General features: G+C 53.7%; 17 protein-coding genes. 9 read left to right on the top strand and 8 right to left on the bottom strand.

Annotation, left to right across the window (positions count from 1 at the left end):
* Positions 1-15: 15 nt before the first annotated feature.
* The 5 genes from serS to lrp all read right to left on the bottom strand — a co-directional run bounded on the left by serS (position 16) and on the right by lrp (position 7550).
* On the bottom strand, positions 16-1308 hold the full coding sequence (gene serS, locus VIJ98_RS06670) for a serine--tRNA ligase (RefSeq protein WP_008102413.1): 1293 nt from the start codon (positions 1306-1308) through the stop codon (positions 16-18).
* Between the two features lie 100 nt (positions 1309-1408).
* Positions 1409-2755, bottom strand: a complete 1347-nt coding sequence (locus VIJ98_RS06665) for a replication-associated recombination protein A (RefSeq protein WP_323272902.1) — start codon at positions 2753-2755, stop codon at positions 1409-1411.
* 7 nt (positions 2756-2762) lie between these two features.
* Positions 2763-3374, bottom strand: a complete 612-nt coding sequence (gene lolA, locus VIJ98_RS06660) for an outer membrane lipoprotein chaperone LolA (protein WP_008102417.1) — start codon at positions 3372-3374, stop codon at positions 2763-2765.
* A 175-nt stretch (positions 3375-3549) separates the two neighbouring features.
* The gene (locus VIJ98_RS06655; RefSeq protein WP_323272900.1) at positions 3550-6936 is read right to left on the bottom strand and encodes a DNA translocase FtsK 4TM domain-containing protein; all 3387 of its coding nucleotides are present in this window, start codon (positions 6934-6936) and stop codon (positions 3550-3552) included.
* A 119-nt stretch (positions 6937-7055) separates the two neighbouring features.
* Positions 7056-7550, bottom strand: a complete 495-nt coding sequence (gene lrp, locus VIJ98_RS06650; protein ID WP_006118610.1) for a leucine-responsive transcriptional regulator Lrp — start codon at positions 7548-7550, stop codon at positions 7056-7058.
* 519 nt (positions 7551-8069) lie between these two features.
* Between lrp and trxB the strand changes: the two genes are divergently transcribed.
* From trxB to infA, 5 genes are all read left to right on the top strand, one after another.
* Positions 8070-9035, top strand: coding sequence for a thioredoxin-disulfide reductase (gene trxB, locus VIJ98_RS06645; protein WP_061717155.1), 966 nt, complete (start codon positions 8070-8072; stop codon positions 9033-9035).
* A 145-nt stretch (positions 9036-9180) separates the two neighbouring features.
* Positions 9181-10950, top strand: a complete 1770-nt coding sequence (gene cydD / locus VIJ98_RS06640; RefSeq protein ID WP_323272898.1) for a heme ABC transporter permease/ATP-binding protein CydD — start codon at positions 9181-9183, stop codon at positions 10948-10950.
* On the top strand, positions 10950-12680 hold the full coding sequence (gene cydC / locus VIJ98_RS06635) for a heme ABC transporter ATP-binding protein/permease CydC (protein WP_323272895.1): 1731 nt from the start codon (positions 10950-10952) through the stop codon (positions 12678-12680). Before cydD ends, cydC begins: the two co-directional genes overlap by 1 nt.
* 33 nt (positions 12681-12713) lie before the next feature.
* On the top strand, positions 12714-13406 hold the full coding sequence (aat, locus tag VIJ98_RS06630) for a leucyl/phenylalanyl-tRNA--protein transferase (protein ID WP_323272893.1): 693 nt from the start codon (positions 12714-12716) through the stop codon (positions 13404-13406).
* A 346-nt stretch (positions 13407-13752) separates the two neighbouring features.
* Positions 13753-13971 (top strand): translation initiation factor IF-1, encoded by a 219-nt coding sequence (gene infA, locus VIJ98_RS06625; protein WP_002211347.1) that lies wholly within the window; start codon positions 13753-13755, stop codon positions 13969-13971.
* 90 nt (positions 13972-14061) lie between these two features.
* Here the strand turns inward: infA and clpA are convergent, their stop codons facing one another.
* Both clpA and clpS read right to left on the bottom strand, forming a co-directional pair.
* Positions 14062-16341, bottom strand: a complete 2280-nt coding sequence (gene clpA, locus VIJ98_RS06620; protein ID WP_008102430.1) for an ATP-dependent Clp protease ATP-binding subunit ClpA — start codon at positions 16339-16341, stop codon at positions 14062-14064.
* A 55-nt stretch (positions 16342-16396) separates the two neighbouring features.
* Positions 16397-16717, bottom strand: coding sequence for an ATP-dependent Clp protease adapter ClpS (gene clpS / locus VIJ98_RS06615; protein WP_007887621.1), 321 nt, complete (start codon positions 16715-16717; stop codon positions 16397-16399).
* Between the two features lie 323 nt (positions 16718-17040).
* On the opposite strand from clpS, the gene cspD reads away from it, so the two are divergent.
* Positions 17041-17268: a cold shock-like protein CspD gene (gene cspD, locus VIJ98_RS06610; protein WP_007887624.1), complete on the top strand. Its 228-nt coding sequence runs from the start codon at positions 17041-17043 to the stop codon at positions 17266-17268.
* Positions 17269-17360: 92 nt separating this feature from the next.
* On the opposite strand, the gene VIJ98_RS06605 is transcribed toward cspD, so the two are convergent.
* Positions 17361-19001 carry an ATP-dependent endonuclease gene (locus VIJ98_RS06605; protein WP_323275748.1) on the bottom strand — a complete coding sequence of 547 codons (1641 nt, stop codon included), beginning with the start codon at positions 18999-19001 and terminating at the stop codon, positions 17361-17363.
* Positions 19002-19138: 137 nt separating this feature from the next.
* Between VIJ98_RS06605 and VIJ98_RS06600 the strand changes: the two genes are divergently transcribed.
* The 3 genes from VIJ98_RS06600 to ltaE all read left to right on the top strand — a co-directional run bounded on the left by VIJ98_RS06600 (position 19139) and on the right by ltaE (position 22930).
* The gene (locus VIJ98_RS06600) at positions 19139-20035 is read left to right on the top strand and encodes a lysine exporter LysO family protein (RefSeq protein ID WP_008102433.1); all 897 of its coding nucleotides are present in this window, start codon (positions 19139-19141) and stop codon (positions 20033-20035) included.
* A 103-nt stretch (positions 20036-20138) separates the two neighbouring features.
* Entirely contained in the window at positions 20139-21860 is a 1722-nt protein-coding gene (gene poxB, locus VIJ98_RS06595) for a ubiquinone-dependent pyruvate dehydrogenase (RefSeq protein ID WP_154153069.1), read from the top strand.
* Positions 21861-21928: 68 nt separating this feature from the next.
* Complete coding sequence (gene ltaE / locus VIJ98_RS06590) at positions 21929-22930, top strand: low-specificity L-threonine aldolase (RefSeq protein ID WP_323272889.1); 1002 nt, start codon at positions 21929-21931, stop codon at positions 22928-22930.
* The last annotated feature ends 147 nt before the right edge of the window (positions 22931-23077 follow it).

Below are 23077 nucleotides of genomic sequence, written 5' to 3'. Positions count from 1 at the left end.
ATAATTGCGCGTTGATTAGCCAACGAATTCCAGTCCGCCCATATAAGGACGCAACACTTCTGGCACTTCAATGCGGCCATCTGCTTGCTGGTAGTTTTCCAGCACAGCAACCAGAGTACGACCAACCGCCAGACCAGAACCGTTCAGCGTGTGCACCAAACGTGGTTTCTTGTCGGTTTTGCTGCGGCAGCGCGCCTGCATACGACGAGCCTGGAAATCACCCATGTTGGAGCAAGAGGAGATCTCACGATAGGTGTCCTGTGCTGGCAGCCAAACTTCCAGATCGTAAGTCTTGGCAGAACCGAAGCCCATATCGCCGGTGCAAAGTAGCACTTTACGGTATGGCAGATTCAGCAGCTGCAGCACTTTCTCTGCATGGCCGACCAACTCTTCCAGTGCGTCCATAGAAGTTTCAGGCGCCACAATCTGCACCATTTCCACTTTGTCGAACTGGTGCATACGGATTAAACCGCGCGTATCACGTCCGTACGAACCGGCTTCAGAACGGAAGCATGGCGTGTGTGCGGTGAGTTTGAGCGGCAAAGATTCTTCTTCAACGATTTCATCGCGCACCAGATTGGTCAGCGGCACTTCAGCGGTTGGGATCAACGCATAGTTGCTGCTACCTGCTTCTTCGCCCAGCGGCTTGGTATGGAACAGATCTTCACCAAATTTCGGCAGTTGTCCGGTTCCATACAGTGTTTCCTGATTAACCAGATACGGAACATAGGTTTCAAGATAACCGTGCTGCTGCGTGTGCAGGTCAAGCATAAACTGGCTAAGCGCACGGTGCAGACGCGCAATCTGGCCCTGCATCACAATGAAACGTGAACCCGTCAGTTTAACCGCTGCGGCAAAATCCAGACCTTTGGCGGCTTCACCCAGCTCAACATGGTCTTTTACCGGGAAATCGAACTGGCGCGGTTGGCCCCAGCGACTGACTTCCTGGTTCTCGCTGTCATCTTTACCCAACGGGACTTCGTCAACCGGGAGATTTGGCAATGCGAGGGCAAAGTCACGAATTTCGTTCTGCAGGGCATCCAGTTCTGCTTTCGCCGCATCCAGGCGTTCGCCCAGTGCGTTCACTTCCTGACGCAGCGGCTCGATGTCTTCCCCACGTGCTTTGGCCTGACCGATGGATTTGGATCGGGAATTACGCTCAGCTTGCAGATTTTCAGTTTCTACCTGCAAGACTTTACGACGCTCTTCAAGCGAACGTAAGGTTTCCACATCCAGTTTAAATCCTCGGCGTGCCAGTTTTTCTGCGACTGCGTCTGGCTCGTTACGCAGCAGGTTGGGATCGAGCATGCTAATCCTGTGTAATAAAAAGGTTGATTGAACGAATGGCGGGACGTGCATCCCTATGGAATGCAATGAAATCCTTGCTCACCTTACCGTAAGGTGTTTATCAGCGGTAGCGTTTTATCGGGCTATTTTGATCCTGCTCAGCCAGCCAGGCGAGTTTTTCGCCAATTTTCCCTTCAAGCCCGCGATTAGTCGGTTGATAGTAGCGTGTCTGCGCCATTTCTGGCGGGAAATAGACTTCGCCAGCGGCATAGGCGTTAATCTCGTCGTGCGCATAGCGATACTCTTTACCCAGCCCCATCTCCTTCATCAATTTGGTCGGAGCATTGCGTAAATGTTCCGGCACATCGTAGTCAGGAAATTCGCGGGCATCGCGCATCGCGGCTTTGAAAGCGGTGTAAACGGCATTACTTTTGGGTGCGCTGGCAAGGTAGACAATCGCCTGCGCAATCGCCCTTTCGCCTTCAGCTGGACCGACGCGGGTGAAGCAATCCCAGGCCGCTAACGCAACTTGCATACCGCGCGGATCGGCGTTACCCACATCTTCCGAAGCGATAGCCAGCAAACGGCGGGCGACATACAGCGGATCGCCGCCGGCGGTGATGATTCTTGCATACCAGTAAAGTGCCGCATCAGGTGCTGAACCGCGTACCGATTTATGCAGAGCGGAGATCAAATCGTAGAAACGATCGCCTTTGTTATCAAAACGCGCCGCTCTTTCACCGGAAACTTCGTTAAGCAATTGTGGCGTTAATTCACGCTGGCCTTCGGCGTTACTTTCGGCCATATCCGCCATCATTTCCAGCGTATTCAGTGCCCGACGTGCATCCCCGTTCACCAACTCTGCAATCATGCAGCGCGTATTATCCGGCAGCACAATATCGCTTTTGCCATAACCGCGATCGTCATCCTGCATCGCCTGCAGCAAAACCTGTTCGATATCAGCAGTGGTAAGAGATTTGAGTAAATAGACACGAGCACGCGATAGCAGCGCCGAGTTGAGCTCAAACGAGGGATTTTCGGTGGTGGCACCGATAAACGTGATGGTGCCATCTTCAATATGTGGCAGGAATGCATCCTGCTGACTTTTGTTAAAGCGATGAACTTCGTCGACAAACAGAATGGTGCGTCGGCCCACCAAACGATTTTGCCGGGCGCGCTCTATCGCTTCACGAATCTCTTTAACGCCAGAAGTCACCGCAGAAATCCGCTCAACATCAGCTTTACCGTAATGGGCGATGATTTCGGCTAATGTTGTTTTCCCTGTCCCCGGCGGTCCCCACAAAATCATCGAATGCAGATGCCCGGCCTCAATAGCGCGCGGCAGCGGTTTACCGGGCGCCAGCAAATGCTGCTGCCCAATGTAATGTTGCAGCGTAGCTGGCCGCATACGTGCGGCCAGCGGCTGAAACTCATTCGAAGGTGCGAAATCCAGAGACAGGTTACTCACCGTGACCTCACTGACGTTGATCGTCCACCGTTACCCCTTTTGGCGGCGTAAAGGTGAATTTGTCTGGGCTAATGGCGCCGTTGTTTTGGCTCTTCAGCTGATAATCGCTGTGCTGACCATCTTGCTCAATCGCGCTGAACTTATTGATGGTGCCAGACGATGTCACATTGATGGTGAACTGCTTGAGGTTGCCATCACTGCTCTTCGGCGTTAGCTCGAAGTTATCGCCCTGTTGCTTGATGTTGTACTGTTTCCAGTCGCTTGGCTGATTACGCGCAATCAGCATAAACGGCGTATTACTTGCCGCATTTTGCAGCAGGCTAACGCTGGCTTGTTCAACGAAGGGATTGTAGAACCACAGATTTTTGCCATCAGAAATAATTACGCTTTCGTCCGGCGCGGTCATGTGCCAGTTAAACAAACTTGGGCGCTTAACCCACAGCTCACCTTCACCATCCTGCACGTTAGCGCCGCTGCCATCGGTCACTTTCTGACTGAAGCTGGCATGGAAGCTGTTCACTTTATTGAGACGCTGTTGCAGATCGCTGGACGCATCCGCCAATACTGATGCGGAAACAAAACTGGCCAACAGGCCACAGGCAATAACGCGTAATTTCATCTGATTCGATTCCTTATTCATTGTTTCCCGACACTTACTGCATTAAACGTAGTTGCCGTCCTGTCTCTTCGACAGGAGAAAAAGCCGAAAGCTCCCGAAGATATGGGGATCGACCAACAGATAAACAATGGGCCAGTGTTAACTGGCCCATAAGCAGACAATCGCACGCGATAATTTACATTTCGTGTGGCGGCGGTGAAAGCACTTCACGGTTGCCATTGTGTCCCGGTTCAGAAACGATGCCCTGCGCTTCCATCTGCTCGATGATGCGTGCAGCACGGTTATAACCAATACGGAACTGGCGCTGAACCCCAGAAATGGACGCCCGGCGTTTTTCCACCACGAAAGAGACAGCCTGATCGAACAGCGGATCCAGCTCTTCATCACCCATCATACCGCCAGCCGCGCTATCGCTCTCTTCACCAGCAGTAATGCTTTCGATATATTGCGGACGACCGCGTGCTTTCCAGTCCTGAACGACCGCATGGACTTCCTGATCGCGCACGAATGCACCGTGCACACGCACTGGCATTGAGGAGTTTGGCGGCATGTAGAGCATGTCACCCATGCCCAGCAGCGATTCCGCACCGCCCTGATCGAGGATGGTGCGTGAGTCGATCTTACTGGAAACGGTAAAGGCGATTCGCGTCGGGATGTTGGCTTTGATCAGACCGGTAATCACATCGACCGACGGACGTTGCGTCGCCAGCACCAGGTGAATACCCGCCGCACGTGCTTTCTGTGCCAGACGCGCAATCAACTCTTCAACTTTCTTACCGACAGCCATCATCAGATCGGCAAATTCGTCAACCAGTACCACGATATAAGGCAGTTTTTCCAGCACTGGCGGTGTGGTGTCCATGCTATCGCCCGGCTTCCAGAACGGATCGGGAATTGGTCGGCCCATCGCTGCAGCCTGCTCAATCTTCTCGTTATATCCGGCAAGGTTACGCACGCCCAATGCCGACATCAGCTTATAGCGACGCTCCATTTCACCAACACTCCAGCGCAGCGCATTGGCCGCATCTTTCATATCGGTAACCACTTCGGTCAGTAGGTGCGGAATGCCTTCGTAGACTGACAGCTCAAGCATTTTCGGGTCAATCATGATAAAACGCACTTCTTCAGGCGTGGCTTTATACAACATGCTGATGATCATGGTGTTAACGCCCACCGATTTACCGGAACCAGTGGTACCGGCAACCAGCAAGTGAGGCATTTTCGCTAAATCAGCCACAACCGGCTGGCCAGCAATGTCCTTGCCCAACACCACTGCAAGCGGTGACGGATTTTCACGGAATTTAGGGCAATCCAGCACTTCGCGCAGATAAACGGTTTGACGATGTTTATTTGGCAGTTCAAGCCCAACATAAGGCTTGCCTGGAATCACTTCCACCACGCGCACGGCAACCGCTGACAGTGAACGCGCCAGGTCACGCGACAAGTTAGAGATACGTGAAGCTTTAACGCCTGGCGCTAAGTCGAGCTCAAAACGGGTGATGACTGGCCCAGGAGAAATACCTACTACTTCCGCCTTCACACGATAATCCGCCAGTCGAGCCTCAACCAGTCGCGCCGTTTGCTCAAGTGCAAACATATCAACCGGCTCTTCTTCAGCCGGTGGTGACGTGAGCAGATCCAGCGTTGGCAGCGGCGTAGAGGGTTTTTCCAGCGGCTGTTCATGGCGAACCAGGAACGGATGGAACAAGCTATCCTGCGCTGGCGCTGCAGGTTTCACTGGCGCAGGCGGCGCAGAATAGGCTTCCTGTTCCGGCGACGACCACGGGCTTGATTCGGCACTCAACGACGGTAATGACGCTGGCTCTGGCGCAACGGGTTGCTGCCACTGCGCGGGTTCTTCCGGCTCTGGCGTTGCAGAGATCGTAAACAGCGGCTCGCTTGGGCTGTCGTCGACCAGATCTTTCATTGGCGAAAAATCAAACGCAGACGAGGTATCCAGATTAAAGACCGGCGCTTCCTTCACTTCAGGTTCGTTATAGCGTTGCTGCTGCTGGTCGGCGAACTGACGTGCCAGTTGAGCCTGCTGCAATGCATCTTCATCCTCAGGCTCAGACGCATCCTGCCAGCTTTCGCCATAACGATTCTGCTGCTGTGATGCGAAGGCTTCACGCAACTGCGCCTCTTGCAGCTCACCATCATCTTCCTGTGAAGGAACGCTGTAAGACGCGGTGACTTCCGGCTGTTGCTGCTCAGCATCTTTAGCCTGCTCTTCCGCCATGCGCTGCGAAGGCAACTTAATGCCGTACGACGCTAACTCGCGTCGTGTTGGCAACTTAACCTTATTCGGACGCGGCAATTCTGGACCAATGCCCTGCTTGACCTGCGGGTTGTAATCACGCTCAGGCACGATATCGAAAGCAGGCGAATAAGCAGCTGTTGAAGATGCTGCTTTTACTGCTCCCGTAGCTAATGATGAAGCGGCGACACTATTTAAAGGCGCTGAAGATGGAGCGGCATCCTGCCAGTTGCCCATTCTCGGGCCCTCATCGTCATCAGCCGGCGAAAACGGTGAAGGTGCCGGTTCATTTGGCATCTCGAAACGATAGAGCGGCGTAGAAGGCTGCGCGATCGGTTCAGGCGCCGCAGCGACAGGCTGTGGAACCGAAGTTGGCTGGGCAGCAGATTCAGTAACGCGCGGCATTGCGGCGGGTTCTGCAGACGCACTTGCCGCAGGCTGCGTGGTTGCCGGGGTTTGCTGTGCGGCTTGCGTGGTAACCGCAATCGCAGCGGCAGTTGCCGCACTGGCCTTAGCTAGTAGCGGATCATCGCCCAACTCTGCAACAACGGGTTCGCTAATCTTGCGCGGTTTGGCTAACAAGACATCGTCTTCTTCATTTGCAGGCTGTAAAGCAGGCATAGAAGGCGACACCTCATCAGCGTGCTCTTCGTCGTCGTATTCTTCTTCCTGCCAGGGTTCGTCATGCCGTGAACGGTTGCTGGCAAAGGTCAGAACACCCATTACCACGCCGCCGATCTTCTCGGCAATCGTCAGCCATGACCAACCGGTATAAAGGGTGATCCCGGCAGCCCAGACGCACAGCAGCGTTAAAGTGCCGCCAGCCGAACTGAACCACGGTGCCATCGCATTGCTGACCAGGCTGCCAATGACGCCGCCGGAAGCAAAATACCAGATGTCATCAACGTTGAGCGCCGCAAGACCACAGGTAGTTACCACCAGGGCCAGCACGCCAATCAGACGTAAACCAACGGCAAAGTAGTCGATGTAATCCTGACGATCGCGTTGGCGGAAGGTGATCCAGCACAGACCAATAATGACGGGAGGAATGGCGTAAGCCATCACGCCAAAAATGAACAATAGCGTATCGGCCAGCCATGCGCCGACGCTACCACCCAAATTATGGATAGGTTCGTGCCATGCGGTTTGTGACCAGCTTGGATCTGAAGGGTTAAAACTAACCAGCGACACCATCAAATAGATGGCGAACAAGGCCACAAGAATGAGCAACGCCTCCAGCAGACGACGTCCACTGCTCAGCGGTTGTAACGAAACATCTTTATCTTCTGTATATTCCTGGCTCAAGAGAACTCTCCAGGTGCCTGTAAATTAAGAAGGCAACAACGTCGGGCATGCCCGACGCTGGTCCTGTATGAATTCACAGGAGTGTACCGAAATCCTGCAAGCTTTGCACCTGCCCTGCACTACCGGGTTTTGATCACCAGACGATTGCTCTGTTTGACCTCTTCCATCACCACGTAAGTACGGGTGTCGTTTACGCCCGGCAGACGCAGCAAGGTTTCACCCAGCAGTTTACGATAGGCGGACATATCTGGTACGCGGGTTTTCAGCAGGTAGTCAAAGTCACCGGAAACGAGGTGACACTCTTGAGTTTCCTCAAGTTTTTGCACAGCGGCGTTAAATTGTTCAAACACATCTGGCGCACCACGATTCAGAGTAATCTCAACGAAAACCAGCAGTGAAGCATCCAGATAATGGGGATTGAGCTGCGCAGTGTAGCCCAGAATGAAGCCTTGACGCTCGAGGCGACGTACGCGCTCAAGACAAGGAGTTGGCGATAATCCAACACGTTTGGAAAGCTCGACATTGGAAATTCGACCGTCTTTCTGCAGTTCATTCAGAATATTTCTGTCGATACGATCTAAATCTTTTCCGGGGCGTTTCTTATTGTCTACCATTATTATTGTCTCTCTTAATTCCTTCCCTTTACCTGCCACACCCTGAAAACGCTCATTGTTCAGGGCCTTACTGAAGTGAAGACCATAAGCCTGTGCAGTAACGCGTCCATCCGTATGACGCATGTTGTCTGTCCACATCATGCGTCACTACCAATGTCAGGCTGAGTTTATTCGGCTAAAAAAGCCAAAACAGAAATGAAATTCTGTTTTGAATCGCTAAATATTCTCTGCTTCTCCCAATGTTTTCGCAAAAGCGCAGGCGATTGTCAAAGTAAAACATCCAAATTCAGTACAAGATGCCAGATAGAGTTCTGGGTTGCTGTTTTTAAATGAGAATTTTTATGCTGCTGCACCACTAATTGCCGAGCATTGCCCCCTTTTGGCGCAACGCGCGTGCAAAATTTACACTCATCGTCTACGCCGCTCGCAGTGATTGTTAACAAAATTGCTGAAGCCTTTTTTTGCGACGTTAATTTCCCTACAATCAAAAACTATGTTGTCAGAAAAATTGAGGAACGCATGAGTACGGCCAAACACAGTAAGCTGCTCATTCTGGGCTCCGGCCCTGCCGGTTACACTGCTGCGGTATATGCAGCGCGCGCTAACCTGAATCCGGTATTAATCACCGGGCTGGAAAAAGGGGGTCAGCTCACCACCACCACCGAAGTGGAGAACTGGCCAGGCGATGCAAACGATCTGACCGGTCCAGCGTTGATGGAACGCATGCAAGAGCATGCTGAGAAATTCAACACCGAGATCATTTTTGACCACATTCATACCGTCGATTTGCAGAACCGTCCGTTCCGTCTGGTCGGCGACAGCGGTGAATACACTGCTGATGCCTTGATCATCGCAACTGGCGCCTCAGCGCGTTATCTCGGTCTGCCATCAGAAGAAGCGTTTAAAGGCAAAGGCGTATCTGCTTGCGCGACCTGTGACGGTTTCTTCTACCGTAACCAGAAAGTTGCCGTGATTGGTGGAGGCAACACTGCCGTTGAGGAAGCACTTTATTTGGCTAACATTGCCGCTGAAGTGCATCTGATTCACCGTCGCGACAGCTTCCGCGCGGAGAAAATCCTCATCGACCGCCTGATGGAAAAAGTGCGCAATGGCAACATCGTGCTGCACACCGACCGCACGCTGGACGAAGTGGTCGGCGATCAAATGGGCGTGACAGGCTTGAAACTGCTTTCTACCAAAGGTGAAGCGGCGGAATCACTCGATGTCGCTGGTCTGTTTGTCGCTATCGGCCACAGTCCAAATACCGCAATCTTTGACGGTCAGCTGGATTTAGAAAATGGCTACATCAAAGTGCAGTCTGGTTTGCATGGTAACGCCACTCAAACCAGCATCCCAGGCGTGTTCGCTGCCGGCGATGTGATGGATCATATTTATCGCCAGGCCATTACCTCTGCCGGTACCGGCTGTATGGCTGCGTTGGATGCGGAACGCTTCCTCGATGGACTGGTTAAAAACGATAAGTAAGTTGTTAATAACCTGATCATAATCGCCTAAAGGCGGCCAGTTTTGGTCGCCTTTTTTGTTACCTGCGTGCTACAGTTCACGCGCCCGACATTGCTGGGTTTTCATCCGGGATTCACATCTCTTTTGAGTTACCAAACGGCATCGCATGAACAAATCACGGCAACAAGAACTTCTCCGCTGGCTCCGTCAGCAACGTCATCACGGTGCGCGCAACTTGCGTGTAGCTTCGCTGTTGGGTTTTGCTGGCGCACTGGTCATTATCGCCCAAGCCTGGTTAATGGCTTCACTGCTGCAAAATCTGCTGGTCGCGCAACAACCTCGTGCATCACTGCTCACCGATTTTCTGTTGTTGCTGCTGTGCTTTGTCTTACGTGCTGGATTGCATTACGCCCGCGAAATGGCAGGACATCGCGCTGGCGTCGCCATTCGCCGTGCGCTGCGTCAGCAGGTTCTGGATCGCCTCAATGTGCTCGGTCCCGCCTGGATTCAGGGCAAACCCGCAGGCAGCTGGGCTACGCTGCTGCTCGAGCAAATCGAAGAGATGCAGGAATACTACGCGCGCTATCTGCCACAAATGTCGCTGGCGGTCTTTATTCCATTAGCTATTTTGATCGCTATTTTCCCGATTAACTGGGCGGCAGGATTGATTCTGCTGGTGACCGCGCCACTGATTCCCCTGTTTATGGCGATGGTTGGTATGGGCGCGGCGGATGCCAACCGCCGCAACTTTGTTGCTCTCGCCCGTCTTAGCGGTGATTTTTACGATCGTCTGCGTGGACGTGAAACGCTGCGCTTGTTCTATCGCGGCGCGGCAGAGCAAGAAGCGATTGCCGCCAGCACCACCGATTTCCGTCAGCGCACCATGGAAGTGTTGCGCCTGGCGTTTCTCTCTTCCGCCGTGCTGGAGTTTTTTGCCTCACTGGCGATTGCTGTCGTCGCGGTCTATTTCGGTTTTTCTTACCTTGGCGAACTGAATTTTGGTCATTACAGCACCGGCGTAACGCTGTTTGCCGGTTTTCTGGCACTCATTCTGGCACCTGAATTTTTTCAGCCGTTACGCGATTTAGGCACTTTTTATCACGCCAAAGCGCAAGCGATTGGCGGAGCTGATGCGCTGGACCAGTTTCTACGTGAAAGTCCCGATCCAACCTTAGAACACGCTTCCCGCGAGCTTTCCCTCACGGCACCGCTACACCTTCATGCGCAGGACCTAGTGGTAATGACAGCCAGCGGTGAAGCGCTGTCTCAATCGCTGAATTTTACTCTCAACGCCGGTAAACGCGTGGCGTTAGTAGGACAAAGCGGCGCAGGGAAAACCGCGCTGATGAACGTCTTGCTGGGTTTCCTGCCTTATCAAGGTTCGCTGCAGATCAATGGACAGGAGCTGCGCGATATCAGCCGCGATAGCTGGCAAAAACATATCGCCTGGGTAGGCCAAAATCCCCATTTACCCGCGCAAACGCTGCGCGAAAATCTGCTGCTTAATAGCCGCATTGATGACGCTACGCTCATGTCGGTTCTACAGCGCGCGGGTGTTGATGAATTTTTAGATCGTCTGCCACAAGGATTAGATACCGTTTTAGGCGATGGCGGCGTGGGTCTTTCCGTCGGTCAGGCGCAGCGTATTGCCGTAGCGCGTGCATTGCTTAAACCAGCGCAATTGCTGCTGCTTGATGAGCCCGGTTCCGGGCTAGATAGCCAGAGCGAGCAGCATGTCATCAATGCCTTGCAACAAGCAGCCACTCAGCAAACCACGTTGATGATCACACACCAACTTAGCGAGCTCGCGAGTTGGGATGAAGTGTGGGTGATGCAGGCGGGGCAACTGGTGCAACAAGGTCCCTGGCAGCAGCTGATTGAACAAGATGGACCACTGCGCGAAATGGCGCAGCATCGTCAAAAGGAGATCGCATAATGAACGATTTATTGCCTTTCCTACGTCTGTTTAGCCGTCATCCATGGCGTTTAGGACTTGGCGTTGTTCTTGCCATCATCACCTTGCTTGCCAGTATTGGACTGCTTACGTTATCCGGCTGGTTCCTCGCCGCCTCTTCACTGGCGGGCGTAGCGGGACTTTACACGTTCAACTATATGTTGCCCGCAGCTGGCGTACGTGGCGCGGCGATCACGCGCACGGCTGCGCGTTATTTTGAGCGCCTGGTGAGCCACGATGCCACTTTCCGCGTGCTGCAACATTTGCGCGTGTTCACCTTTGGCAAACTCATCGCCCTCGCTCCGGAACAGCTGGCACGATTTCGTCAGGGTGAATTACTCAACCGCTTTGTCAGCGACGTCGATACACTCGATCATCTCTACCTGCGTGTGATCTCACCGTTGATTGGCGCAGCCGTGGTAATTGTGGTGGTCACCTGCGGCTTAGCCTTGCTGGATGTACCGCTAGCTTTGCTGCTCGGCGGCATCATGCTTTTAACGCTATTGCTTATGCCGCCGCTATTCTGGCGGCTTGGCACTTCAGCCGGACACCAGATTGCCCAGCATCAGGCTAGCTGGCGCATGCAGTTGACGCACTGGATTACCGGCCAGTCTGAGCTGAAAATTTATGGCGCTGCACATCTGTGGCGCGCCCAGCTTGATAAAGAAGAACTCAACTGGCAGCAGGCGCAACGCAGACAGCATCGCCTGCAGGCGCTGGCGCAAAGTCTACTGTTGGTCATTAGTGGCGCGACGGTCACGCTGTTGTTGTGGATTTCCGCCAATGGCGTGGGGGGAAGCAGTGCACCGGGCGCATTTATCGCGCTGTTTGTGTTTTGCGGACTGGCGGCGTTTGAAGCGCTGGCCCCGGTTGCAGGAGCGTTTCTGCCGCTTTCGCAGGTGACCAGCGCCGCTAAGCGAGTACAGGAAATCATTGAGCAGCCCGCTGCGATACATTTTCCCTACGCTAAAATCAGTAGTGCTTCAGGTATTAACCTGAAAATGGAAAATATCAGTTTCAGCTATCCGCAGCGTCCTGAACCGGTGTTGCAGAATTTCTCTCTATCGCTAAATGCAGGCGAACATCTGGCGCTGCTCGGTCCAACCGGCTGCGGCAAATCCAGCCTGCTGGCGCTGATTACCCGAGGTTGGGAAGCGCAACAAGGTTCGATTAGCCTGAACGACAGCGATATCGCTTTATGGGATGAAGCTTCGCTGCGCAGCCGCATTAGCGTGGTAACACAGCGCGTGCATCTGTTTAGCCAAACGCTACGCGACAATTTGTTGCTGGCAAAACCTGATGCCAGTGATGAGCAACTGGTTGATGCATTAAACAAGGTCGATCTGGCTCATTTGGCCGAACACAACGAAGGATTGAACGCATGGATGGGCGATGGCGGTCGACCGTTATCTGGCGGTGAACTGCGTCGTCTGGCAATTGCGCGCGCTCTGCTGCACGATGGCGATTTCTGGCTGCTGGATGAACCCACTGAAGGTCTTGATGCCAGCACCGAGCAGCAGATTCTGACGCTATTGCAGCACGTCACCCGTGGTAAAACGCTGATTATGGTGACGCATCGCTTAAGCGGTTTAGATGCCATGGACCGTATTTGCGTTATGGATCAGGGACAGATTATTGAATCCGGTTCGCACGCCGAATTAATCTCAAAAGCAGGCCGCTACTGGCGTTTCCATCAGCGCTTTACGCTATAGTCTTAGCCAACAGCCCTGAGTGTGATTGACGCAATGAGACTGATACAGCTTTCACGAGATTCATTAAATTTCCCACCACCGGAAATGGCGCTGCGCGAGCCCAATGGATTATTGGCGATGGGCGGCGATCTCTCCCCTGCTCGCCTGATGAATGCTTATCAGCGTGGCATTTTCCCGTGGTTTTCTCCGGGCGATCCGATTCTTTGGTGGTCGCCGGATCCCCGCGCGGTAATGCTGCCAGAATCTTTCCATCTCAGCCGCAGTATGGCGCGCTTCCATAGGCGCTCACCGTATCGCGTTACCATGAATCATGCGTTTCCACAGGTTCTGGAAGGCTGTGCCAGTGGTCGACAGGAAGGTACGTGGATTACTTTTGAAGTGAAACGGGCGTGGTTACGATTGTACGAACTGGGCCATGCACACTCGATTGAAGTCTGGTGCGATCAGCAACTGGTCGGCGGGATGTATGGTCTGGCGCTGGGGCAAATTTTTTGCGGTGAATCGATGTTTAGCCGTCAGGAAAATGCTTCGAAAACCGCACTCTGGGTATTCGCGCAACATTTTCTCGCGCATCAGGGCCGACTGATTGATTGTCAGGTACTGAACCCGCATACCGCTTCCCTGGGTGCGGTTGAAATTCCCCGCGTCGATTATCTACAGTACGTGCAAACGCTGGCGTGGCAACCGGTTTCCGAGAGTTGCTGGCAAACACAAACCCTTTTTTGACATCGGTCACCGATGTTTTGCACACAATTCCCGACAAAAGTGCTACAATAAGCGAGTTTGGTATGTCGTCCGCGCTTCGCTGTGGCGAGCCGGAATTGCCAGGTTGGGAATCTCACACATTTCCCGAAGCTGTTTTGATTGTGCAACTGATGCCGATTGCTACAGATTCTTAGCCCGCTAATCCCCCGCAGACGTCAAAAAACACCCTAATTTATCCGTACTGCACGCGCAACGGCGCGACGCACGGCGAAGCGTTGGCAAAATCATCAACGGTTCTTTACATAAATCATGGAATTCGGCATTATCTTGCCGGTTCAACAGTTTGGTAGTACACCCAGAGGATTCGATGGCCAAAGAAGACAATATTGAAATGCAAGGTACCGTACTGGATACGTTACCGAACACCATGTTCCGCGTAGAGCTTGAAAACGGGCACGTGGTTACCGCTCATATCTCCGGTAAAATGCGCAAAAACTACATCCGCATCCTGACGGGCGACAAAGTGACTGTCGAGTTGACCCCGTACGACCTGAGCAAAGGCCGCATTGTCTTCCGTAGTCGCTAAGTAAATATTCACATCTCGCGATGGTTATATTTACATAGCGCGAAAAAAAGGCCGGATTCGCATCCGGCCTTTTTCATATCTGCATTCCGCTTAGTGCACCGTACCTTCGGTTTTACGTTTTTCCGCACTCAGGAAGTGGTAAGTAAGCTGGTTTTTATCTTTATCCAGCGCTACTGATACCGATCCACCATCAACCAGCGAACCAAACAGCAGTTCATTCGCCAACGGTTTCTTCAGATTTTCCTGTACGGCACGTGCCATCGGACGCGCTCCCATCGCTTTGTCGTAACCTTTATCAGCCAGCCAATCGCGCGCATCATCGCTAACTTCCAGTGATACGCCCTTCGCATCCAGCTGAGCCTGCAACTCGACGATGAATTTATCCACTACCTGATGAATCACTTCCTGAGACAGGTGACGGAACCAGATAATGTTGTCGAGACGATTACGGAACTCTGGCGTAAAGATCTTTTTGATCTCTTCCATCGCGTCAGTACTGTTGTCCTGATGAATCAGGCCAATCGACTTACGTTCAGTCTCGCGTACACCGGCGTTGGTGGTCATCACCAGCACCACGTTGCGGAAGTCTGCTTTACGGCCGTTGTTATCGGTCAGCATACCGTTGTCCATCACCTGCAGCAGCAGGTTGAAGACATCCGGGTGCGCTTTCTCAATTTCATCCAGCAGCACCACAGCGTGCGGATGTTTAATTACCGCATCTGTCAGCAAACCGCCCTGATCGAAGCCAACGTAGCCCGGAGGCGCACCAATCAAGCGGCTGACGGTATGACGTTCCATATATTCGGACATATCGAAACGCAGCAGCTCGATACCCAGCGCTTTGGCTAACTGGACAGTAACTTCTGTTTTACCGACACCGGTTGGGCCCGCAAACAGGAAGGAACCAACCGGTTTACGATCCTGCCCCAAACCTGCACGACTCATCTTGATTGCTTCAGTCAGTGCTTCAATCGCATTATCCTGACCAAACACCAGCATCTTCAGACGATCGCCAAGATTTTTCAGCGTATCGCGATCGGTTGCTGACACACTCTGCTCAGGAATACGCGCAATACGCGCCACCACCGTTTCGATATCCGAAACGTTGACGGTTTTCTTACGCTTGCTGACCGGCACCAGGCGCGCACGCGCACCGGCTTCGTCGATCACGTCAATAGCTTTATCCGGCAGATGACGATCGTTGATGTATTTCACCGCCAGTTCCACCGCCGCACGCACCGCTTTCGCGGTATAACGCACATCATGGTGCGCTTCGTACTTCGGCTTCAGGCCGTTGAGAATCTGCACGGTCTCTTCCACAGAAGGCTCGGTAATATCGATCTTCTGGAAACGACGCGCCAGCGCACGATCCTTCTCAAAGATATTGCTGAATTCCTGATAAGTGGTTGAACCCATCACGCGGATTTTACCGCTGGAGAGCAATGGTTTGATCAGGTTTGCCGCATCGACCTGGCCACCCGATGCTGCACCAGCACCGATAATGGTATGAATTTCATCAATAAACAGGATGCTGTTACTGTCCTGTTCCAGCTGTTTCAGCAGCGCTTTGAAACGTTTCTCAAAATCACCACGGTATTTGGTACCCGCCAGCAGCGAACCGATGTCGAGTGAATAGATGGTGCACTCTTTCATCACTTCCGGTACGTCGCCCTGCACAATGCGCCAGGCAAGCCCTTCAGCAATCGCAGTTTTACCCACGCCCGATTCACCCACCAGCAGCGGGTTGTTCTTACGACGACGGCATAATACCTGAACAGTACGTTCCAGCTCTTTATCGCGGCCGATCAGCGGATCGATTCCGCCGACACGAGCAAGCTGATTAAGATTGGTGGTGAAGTTTTCCATACGATCCTCCCCGCCTGCTTGCTCTTCGTTAACCGGATTCTCCGCATTGTTCTGCGGCTGGCCGGGTTCGTCTTTACGCGTACCATGGGAGATGAAGTTCACCACATCGAGGCGGCTCACTTCGTGTTTGCGCAGCAGATAAGCCGCTTGCGACTCCTGCTCGCTGAAAATCGCGACCAGCACGTTCGCGCCTGCGACTTCGCTGCGACCGGAAGACTGGACATGGAATACCGCGCGCTGCAACACGCGCTGGAAGCTGAGCGTAGGTTGGGTATCGCGCTCCTCTTCACTGGCAGGCAGCACCGGCGTGGTTTGTTCGATGAAGGCTTCGAGTTCCTGACGCAGAGCCACGATATCCACCGAGCAGGCTTCCAGTGCCTCTCTGGCCGACGGGTTACTGAGCAATGCCAGCAACAGATGCTCGACGGTCATAAACTCATGACGGTGCTCGCGCGCTCTGGCGAAAGCCATATTTAAACTGAGTTCCAGTTCTTGATTGAGCATTTGGCACCTCCCCCAATTATCGCTCTGACAACCTATCTCCTATATGGAGATGGCTTCAGGCTTTTTCTAGCGTACACAGCAACGGATGTTCATTATCTCGTGCGTAATTGTTCACCTGGGCTACTTTGGTCTCCGCCACTTCTGCAGTGAATACACCACAGATTGCTTTTCCATGGTAGTGAACTTTCAACATCAGCTGCGTTGCACGTTCAATATCATAAGAAAAGAACTTTTGCAGAACGTCAATAACAAATTCCATAGGTGTATAATCGTCATTGTTAAGAATGACTTTATACATTGAAGGCGGCTTTAACCCTTCGCGTACTTTATCTTCGGCTAGATGTTCAAAATTAAGCCAGTCGTTTGTGTTTGCCATAATGTTCCGTCGAAATTCTGCGTTACGGTTGTGCACATCTCTGCGCCCATTCCTAAAGTTTAACATGCCTGTCAAGCCGGTTTTCAGATGATAAAAACTGGCCCTAAAAGCACATGCGCGACCTGTATCACAAAATTTGCAATAGCGTTAACTGCCTCAAATTTTGATGAATTTATCCCCGTCCGCCAGGGCCGTTTGCTTGACGATAAGGTCCGTTTCTCTACATTCTACTAACACAAGCTGATTGAGTTTTAAACAAACTCGACTCACAGCTTCAATGACCTCACCTACTTATCAAAATGTCTTGCGAGGGAAGTAAAAGCATGGAGACGGGTACAGTAAAATGGTTCAACAACGCCAAAGGCTTCGGGTTTATCTGTCCGATTAGCGGCGGCGACGATATCTTCGCACACTACTCCACGATTCAGATGGAGGGATACAGAACGCTGAAAGCTGGCCAGCAGGTTCAGTTTGATGTCCATGAAGGACCAAAAGGCAATCATGCCAGCCTGATCGTGCCCTGTGAAGCCACGCAAGCCGCGGTCGCTTAACGCGCATGCTGTTTCACGTATTCTGACCACTCCCGAAAAAAAATGCCAGCCGCAGACGCTGGCATTTTTATTTGGCTCATCTCACCCTTTCCTCAATCCGCCCGACCGCGCGCCAACCACATCACGTGCGCAAACAGTTGATCCAGCAACGGCGGGATCGCCTGTGGCCCGCGCTCAGCCGCAGCCATCGCGACGGCAATCGCCAGCTCAGGTTTCGAGCTGTGCTGAATGGCTTTACTAATAATACGCCGCGTATTCATCGGCGCGTTTAACGGCAGGTGCGCCGTCTGGTGATAAACATCGCTGAAGCCCTGCTTATAGAGAAAATGTTCGATATCCGGTGCCGGGAACTGCGTGAGATGATCGCTCTCCCGCGCCGCCGATGGCAGCTGACTGCGAGCGGTAGCCGCATATTTGCTCCCCGCCTGGTCACCATCGGTCAGCACATGCCAGGCGATGCCCATGCGTTGAGCAAATTTCAACAGCGGTTTCAAACCCGATTGCGCAAACTCAATCACTTTCACCCCTTCCGCCGCGAAGTGATAGCCACGCTGCCGCGCCAGCTCATTGATAATCCACACTTCGGTCTCGCCTTCCACCAGCAGCCAGCAGCGGGCAAACAGCGCTGAAGGACGATTAACGCGGATGTGGAAACCGATACGGCGGCTCTCTTCAGCACTTAAACCTTCGGGTCCAATGCGCCATGCCGCCACACGCGCGGGTTCGCGCACCAGCCGACAGATATTCTCCAGCGGCACCTGCGATAGCAGTTCGCCCGAGTTGGTGGTGGCGATTTTTTGCAGCGGCATCAGCTCCAGTAAATTCCACGCCACCGACAGCATAATGGGATGCAGCCGCGTTTCTGGATCTTCCACCAGCAGCAGCGGATGCGCGCCCGCCGGCAGCGGTTCGTTGCCGTGCGCCTGAATCAACAGCGAGAACATACGCAGCAAAATCACCTGACGACTGCGCGATTCCGTACCGGCAATCAGGTGATTAAGTTTATCCAGCGAACGCCAGCCTTCGCTGCCATCGCGAACTTCCGGTGCCACGCGCGGCGCGCTACTGCCTGATTGCTGCACCAGAAAATAGTGTTCCAGCAGCTGCTGCATGGTGTGCAATCCCTGACGCAACAGATCGTCGCTCAGCGTTTGCGGACGCACCACCAAATCGCGCGTCAGATTTTCCACTTCCTGTGCCAGTGCCGTCAGCGTCGTCGCGCGGCGTTCAACATCGCAGTCCGCATGGCGGTTACGACGGCCAAAACGCGCATCGCGTAAACGCAATACCGGATAATAAGCGCGCAGATGTGCCAGCGCCGCGTCGGTGCCTGCCAGCGGCAACACATCGTTATGTTGATCGATGAAACGCCAGGTAGTTTTTACGCCCTGATCCTGACGCTTAGCGCGAGTGCTGAAGCGAATATAGCGGCCATGCTCATCGTGCTGCCAGAAAGGCTGAAACAACGCGCTTTCATCATCGCTCTGAGCGCGAAAACGAAATATCAGCTGCAACTGACGCATGCGGGCATCAATATCACCGGGAGGAAAGTGGAAGTCGTGTTCAGTGAATTGATAGGGTTCGGCGGCGGGTGCCAGCAATAGAGTTAAGGCATCGAGCAGGCTCGATTTACCCCAGGCATTTTCCCCAATCAGCAAATTGGTGTTGGTCAACGGCAATGACAGCCGATTAATGCCGCGAAAACCGTGAATATCGATATGTTCCAGAATCATCATACATTCCATCCGATGCTTTGCCTGAGCATGGTCCGCCACGCTGCGTTGGTCAAGTCAGCGCCGGGGGAAAAGGTTTACACTTCAACCGTTTTTCGCTAGCGTGGCAGCCCGCCAATCATGGATTGAAAACCCACATGTACGGATTGATTATCATCCTTTTGCCGCTAATTCTTGGCTATCTGCTGCCGCTGCGGCACACCACGCTTTTACAGGCGGTTGGCCGCACGTTGAGCGCGCTGGTCTACATCATTCTGTTCTTTATGGGCACCAGCCTGGCGTTTCTCGATAACCTGAGCAGCAATCTGCTGGCCATTTTCCACATCGCCCTGGTGAGCATGCTGAGCATTCTTGCCTGCTCGCTGCTAGCGCTGTGGCTGCTGGAGCGACGCTGGCCGTGGCGTCATCAGCACAAACCTCAAGCGCTGCCGTCAAGGCTGCATATGGCGCTGGAGTCGCTCAAGTTGTGCGGTTCGGTGCTGGCGGGCTTTCTGCTTGGTTTGAGTCAGTGGGCACCGCTGCGTCATGCCTCGACCATCAGTGAATACGCCTTGATGCTGATGCTATTGCTGGTCGGTATTCAACTGCGCAGCAGCGGCATGACGCTGCGTCAAATCACCATCAACCGGCGCGGCATGTTGGTGGCGCTGGTATCGCTGTGCAGTGCACTGGTGGGCGGCATGATTGCCGCGCTGCTGTTAGATCTGCCGATCAAAACCGGTCTGGCATTAGCCAGCGGCTTCGGCTGGTATTCGCTCTCCGGCATACTGATGAGCGAATCGTTCGGCCCGGTGATAGGCAGCGCCGCCTTCTTCAACGACCTGCTGCGTGAACTGATCACCATTATGCTGATTCCGCTGCTGATAACGCGTCAACGCAGCATGACGCTAGGTTTGAGCGGCGCAACCTCAATGGATTTCACCCTGCCGATCCTGCAACGCACCGGCGGCATGGAAATCGTGCCCGCCGCCATTGTGCACGGTTTTATTATGAGTTTGCTGGCCCCAATCCTGATCGCCCTGTTCTCGGCATAACGCATTTTTTCACGGCTGCACGCCAGCTTCATCGTCTACGCTTTCTGACTGACACGTTTTCGCCATCGGCATGGATGGCTCAACACCAGAAAGGAGCATAACGATGAAGCAAACTGTGGCAGCAATGCTGGCAAAAACCCTGGAAAACGCCGGTGTGAAACGCATTTGGGGCGTCACCGGTGACTCACTTAACGGGCTGAGCGACAGCCTGAATCGCATGGGCACCATCGAATGGATGCCGACGCGCCATGAAGAAGTGGCGGCGTTCGCGGCCGGCGCCGAAGCCCAAATCAGCGGCGAGCTGGCGGTATGCGCCGGTTCCTGTGGACCGGGCAACCTGCATCTCATCAACGGCTTGTTTGATTGCCACCGCAACCACGTTCCGGTATTGGCGATCGCCGCCCACATCCCTTCCAGCGAAATCGGCAGCGGCTACTTCCAGGAAACCCATCCGCAAGAATTGTTCCGCGAATGCAGCCATTATTGCGAGCTGGTGTCCAATCCGGAACAGTTGCCGCAGGTGCTGGGCATTGCGATGCGTAAAGCGATTCTCAATCGTGGCGTATCGGTAATTGTGATCCCCGGCGACGTGGCGTTGCAGCCGGCGCCGGAAAGCGCACGCAGTGAATGGTATCCGCCGCAGCTGCCACACGTGGTGCCAACCGCCAGCGAAGTGTCCGCCTTAGCCGAAACGCTGAACGCAGCGGAAAATATCACTCTGCTGTGCGGCAGCGGTTGCGCTGGCGCGCACGCCGAAGTGGTGAAGCTGGCAGAAACGCTGAAAGCGCCGATCGTGCATGCGATGCGCGGTAAAGAGCACATCGAATACGATAACCCTTACGATGTCGGCATGACCGGATTGATTGGCTTCTCCTCCGGTTTCCACGCCATGATGAACGCCGATACCTTAGTGCTGCTGGGGACGCAATTTCCCTATCGCGCCTTCTATCCGGCCGATGCCAAAATCATCCAGATCGATATCAATCCCGGCAGCCTCGGATCGCACAGCCATGTCGATATGGCGCTGGTCGGTGACATCAAAACCACCTTACATGCGCTGCAGCCACAGCTCACCAGCAAAACCGATCGCCAGCATCTGGATAAAGCGCTGGAGCATTATGTCGATGCGCGTAAAGGGCTGGATGAGTTGGCCACCGCCAACGATAAGTTGGCGATTCACCCGCAATATCTGGCCCAGCAAATCAGTGAATATGCCGATGACGACGCCATCTTTACCTGCGACGTCGGCACGCCAACCGTGTGGGCGGCGCGCTATCTGAAGATGAACGGCAAACGTCGTTTAATTGGCTCGTTCAATCACGGTTCGATGGCCAACGCCATGCCGCAGGCGTTAGGTGCACAGTCGCTGGACAAGCAGCGTCAGGTGGTTGCGCTGTGTGGCGACGGTGGTTTTAGCATGCTAATGGGCGATTTCATTTCGGTGGCGCAGCTGAAACTGCCGGTGAAACTGGTGATCTTCAATAATAGCGTGCTGGGCTTTGTGGCGATGGAGATGAAAGCTGGCGGCTATCTAACCGATGGCACCGATCTCGAAAACCCTGATTTCGCCGCCATCGCCGCCGCCTGCGGTATCAAAGGCATTCGCGTCGAGAAAGCCTCCGATCTCAACGGCGCGCTGCAGGAAGCCTTTGCGCATGATGGTCCGGTGCTGCTTGACGTGATCACCGCCAAGGAAGAGTTGTCGATGCCGCCGCAAATCAAAGCCGAGCAGGCTAAAGGTTTTAGCCTCTATATGATGCGCGCCATTCTGAATGGACGTGGTGATGAGATCGTGGAGCTGGCGAAAACCAACTGGCTGAGGTAAAACAATTCAGGCCAAACATGATAATAACGCGGGCGCTCTGCCCGCTTTTTTTATTTCAGGAGAGCGACGTGATCGATTTACGCAGTGATACCGTAACCCGCCCGAGTGCAGCCATGCTCGATGCCATGATGGCAGCTGAAACCGGCGATGATGTCTACCGCGATGACCCCACCGTACACGCACTGGAAGTCAAAGCCGCGCGCTTGAGCGGCAAAGCCGCTGCCCTGTTCTTCCCCACCGGCACGCAAGCCAATCTGGTGGCGCTGCTGTGCCACTGTCAGCGCGGCGATGAATATATCGTGGGTCAGCAGGCGCACAACTACAAATATGAAGCCGGTGGTGCAGCGGTGCTCGGCAGCATTCAGCCGCAGCCGATTTTGCACGCCGAAGATGGTTCCCTGCCGCTGGCGGATGTAGCTGCCGCCATCAAACCCGACGATTTCCACTTCGCCCGCACGCGTCTGTTGAGCCTGGAAAATACCCATCACGGTAAAGTGCTGCCGCTCAGCTATCTGGAGCAAGCCTGGACATTCACCCGCGAGCGCAAGCTGGCGCTGCACATTGATGGCGCGCGTATTTTTAACGCCGTGGTGGAACAGAATGTTGAGCTGGAAGCGATTGCGCGTTACTGCGACACCTTAACCATCTGCCTGTCAAAAGGCCTCGGCACACCGATTGGATCGCTACTGTGTGGCGATGAGGCGTACATTGAGCAAGCGCGTCGCTGGCGCAAAATGACCGGCGGCGGCATGCGTCAGTCGGGTATTCTGGCCGCTGCGGGCCTGTATGCGTTAAAGCACAATGTCGCGCGTCTCAAAGACGATCATGACAACGCGGCATGGTTAGGCGAGCAGCTAAGTGCCATCGGCGTTGAAGTGCTCAATCAGCACACCAACATGCTGTTTGTGAAGGTGCCAACCGAAAAAGTTGAAGCGCTGAAAAGCTGGATGCAGTCAGGCGATGTGTTAATCAGCGTCGGGCCCGTGACGCGCATTGTCACGCATCTGGATGTCAGCCGTCAGGATCTTCAACGGCTGGTCGCACACTGGCAGGCGTTTCTGCAGCAGTAAATCCTGGTGCGCATTCATACTTTGTAGGGTCGCCATTTATGGCGACCACTGCTAGTTCGTCAAGCCAACGATGAGTGCGCTGGCCGACGTCGAAACTTCAGTGCGTGTTGTTCAAAAGAGGTCAAATGCATGATGCTTTATTAATAA

It is taken from the genome of Pantoea sp. S18, assembly GCF_045689705.1.
Classification (GTDB): Bacteria; Pseudomonadota; Gammaproteobacteria; order Enterobacterales; family Enterobacteriaceae; genus Pantoea; species Pantoea symbiotica.
Note: the sequence above shows the minus strand (reverse complement) of the source record. Positions and strands in the feature narration are given on the sequence as shown.

Bases quoted from the DNA above. Each gene is read 5' to 3' on its own strand.
- serS (WP_008102413.1), bottom strand. From the start codon at position 1,308: ATGCTCGATCCCAACCTGCTGCGTAACGAGCCAGACGCAGTCGCAGAA.
- lolA (WP_008102417.1), bottom strand. From the start codon at position 3,374: ATGAAATTACGCGTTATTGCCTGTGGCCTGTTGGCCAGTTTTGTTTCC.
- lrp (WP_006118610.1), bottom strand. From the start codon at position 7,550: ATGGTAGACAATAAGAAACGCCCCGGAAAAGATTTAGATCGTATCGAC.
- trxB (WP_061717155.1), top strand. From the start codon at position 8,070: ATGAGTACGGCCAAACACAGTAAGCTGCTCATTCTGGGCTCCGGCCCT.
- cydD (WP_323272898.1), top strand. From the start codon at position 9,181: ATGAACAAATCACGGCAACAAGAACTTCTCCGCTGGCTCCGTCAGCAA.
- cydC (WP_323272895.1), top strand. From the start codon at position 10,950: ATGAACGATTTATTGCCTTTCCTACGTCTGTTTAGCCGTCATCCATGG.
- aat (WP_323272893.1), top strand. From the start codon at position 12,714: ATGAGACTGATACAGCTTTCACGAGATTCATTAAATTTCCCACCACCG.
- infA (WP_002211347.1), top strand. From the start codon at position 13,753: ATGGCCAAAGAAGACAATATTGAAATGCAAGGTACCGTACTGGATACG.
- clpA (WP_008102430.1), bottom strand. From the start codon at position 16,341: ATGCTCAATCAAGAACTGGAACTCAGTTTAAATATGGCTTTCGCCAGA.
- clpS (WP_007887621.1), bottom strand. From the start codon at position 16,717: ATGGCAAACACAAACGACTGGCTTAATTTTGAACATCTAGCCGAAGAT.
- cspD (WP_007887624.1), top strand. From the start codon at position 17,041: ATGGAGACGGGTACAGTAAAATGGTTCAACAACGCCAAAGGCTTCGGG.
- VIJ98_RS06605 (WP_323275748.1), bottom strand. From the start codon at position 19,001: ATGATTCTGGAACATATCGATATTCACGGTTTTCGCGGCATTAATCGG.
- VIJ98_RS06600 (WP_008102433.1), top strand. From the start codon at position 19,139: ATGTACGGATTGATTATCATCCTTTTGCCGCTAATTCTTGGCTATCTG.
- poxB (WP_154153069.1), top strand. From the start codon at position 20,139: ATGAAGCAAACTGTGGCAGCAATGCTGGCAAAAACCCTGGAAAACGCC.